The organism is Mixta sp., assembly GCF_024610815.1.
GTDB classification, from domain to species: domain Bacteria; phylum Pseudomonadota; class Gammaproteobacteria; order Enterobacterales; family Enterobacteriaceae; genus Mixta; species Mixta calida.
In genome coordinates this window covers 1-1699 of sequence record NZ_JANION010000232.1, presented here as the reverse complement: position 1 = coordinate 1699, position 1699 = coordinate 1, and the positions used below count along the sequence as shown (strand labels likewise).

Genomic DNA, 1699 nt, shown 5'->3' with positions numbered 1-1699 from the left:
CGGTTCGAGCCCGTCATCACCCACCATCGGGTCGTTAGCTCAGTTGGTAGAGCAGTTGACTTTTAATCAATTGGTCGCAGGTTCGAATCCTGCACGACCCACCAGTGTAGAAAGGCGCCCTAAAGGCGCCTTTTTGCTATGTAAAATCGGCAGGATGAGAACCTGCAGCAGGTTCGGGTCGAGCTTCTGCGAGACAACGTTGCCAGCGGCAACGGCCCGAAGGGCGAGGCAAAGCCGAGTTATCCTGCACGACCCACCAGTGTAGAAAGGCGCCCTAAAGGCGCCTTTTTGCTATGTAAAATCGGCAGGATGAGAACCTGCTGCCTCTCCTCCTTCTGTTTCCTTTCGTTTTCTTATCACTTCTTTTACGCTTTCGGCGCTCAAGAATGGCCTCCCTGCATCCGATAAACGTAATGGTTTGTTATAAAGGAGGAAATCATGACGACCATTAACACTTCGACTCCCAGCGTCGGACAGAGCGGCAGCTCCGCCAGCTCAGGCAGTAGCAGCAGCAGTGACGTTTCATCGCAAATCGCCAGCCTCACCAGCCAAATCACCAAGCTGCAGCAGAAGCTGAAGGATATAAGCAGCTCCGACGGCACGACGGAGGAAAAGCAGAAACAGCAGGAACAGCTCCAGAATCAGATCAAACTGTTGCAGGCGCAGCTGGCGCAGCTGCAACGTCAGCAGGCGGAAGAGGCGAGCAAAAAACAGCAGGCGCAAAACGGCGGCAATAGCGTAAAAATCGCCGACGGCGTTAACCGCCCGACGACCGAAAACCAAATTAACGTTTATATCTAAAAAGCGGGCATCCGTTGCCGCTGTTGCGTCAGCAGCCTTGCCTGCTGGCGCACCTCTTGCCAGATCGCTTCCGCCGCGGGCGTCAACGAGCGGTTTTTGCGGCGAATCAGCATCAGCGTACGGTTAATTTCCGGCAGCAGCCGACGAACCGTCAGCGGTCGTCCCGCCGGCAACGGCAGCGCCAGCGCCGGTAAAATGCTGATGCCGATCCCCGCTTCGACCATCGGATAGAGCGTGGTGGGATGTCCAATTTCCTGCACAATCTCCGCCTCGACCCGCTGCTGCCTGAGCGCTTCATCAATCAGCACGCGGCTGCCGGACGCATAATCCTGCAATACCATCGTGCGGCCGCTCAGCCTCTGCCAGCGAATCGCTTCCGCCTGCGCCAAAGGATCGTCCTGGCGACACAACAACAAAAAAGGCTCATCCAGTATCGGCTGTGATTCAAACTCATCGGTCGCCAGCGGCCCGACGACGATACCGAAATCCACTTCAGCGTTGCGCACGCTCTGCACCACCCACTGCTGCGGTCGGTCGCGCAGCATCACTTTAATTTCAGGGTAATTAAGCTGGCTGGCGGCCAGACACTGCGGCATCAAATGCGCGGAGATGGTTTGGCTGGCGGCAACCCTCACCGTCCCGCTGCGCTGCTGTCCGAAGCTGCGCGCGTCAAGCAACGTAGTGTTCAGCTCTTCCAGCAGACGCTCCAGACGCGTCGCCAGCTGCTGTCCGGCATCGGTCAGCAGGACTTCGCGCGTAGTGCGATCCAGCAGGCGGATGCCCATTTCCGTTTCCAGCTCTTTGATGCTGTGGCTAACCGCCGACTGGCTCAAGCCAATCGCCTGTCCCGCCTGGCTGAAGCTGCCGTGCTGAGCGACGGCGACGAAAACCCGCAGCT

At 57.8% G+C, this 1699-nt stretch carries 2 protein-coding genes, 1 tRNA gene and 1 other RNA gene; 3 read left to right on the top strand and 1 reads right to left on the bottom strand.

From position 1 onward, the window contains the following. The first annotated feature begins 28 nt into the window (after positions 1–28). The 3 genes from MYY08_RS17875 to MYY08_RS17865 all read left to right on the top strand — a co-directional run bounded on the left by MYY08_RS17875 (position 29) and on the right by MYY08_RS17865 (position 801). Positions 29–104 (top strand) — tRNA-Lys (locus MYY08_RS17875). 29 nt (positions 105–133) lie between these two features. After that, a non-coding RNA gene (locus MYY08_RS17870) (RtT sRNA) lies at positions 134–259 on the top strand. Positions 260–435: 176 nt separating this feature from the next. Next, positions 436–801: a FlxA-like family protein gene (locus tag MYY08_RS17865; RefSeq protein ID WP_038624912.1), complete on the top strand. Its 366-nt coding sequence runs from the start codon at positions 436–438 to the stop codon at positions 799–801. Here MYY08_RS17865 and MYY08_RS17860 read toward each other — a convergent pair. Continuing rightward, positions 798–1697, bottom strand: coding sequence for a LysR family transcriptional regulator (locus MYY08_RS17860; protein WP_288015220.1), 900 nt, complete (start codon positions 1695–1697; stop codon positions 798–800). The genes MYY08_RS17865 and MYY08_RS17860 overlap by 4 nt on opposite strands. Positions 1698–1699: the final 2 nt, after the last annotated feature.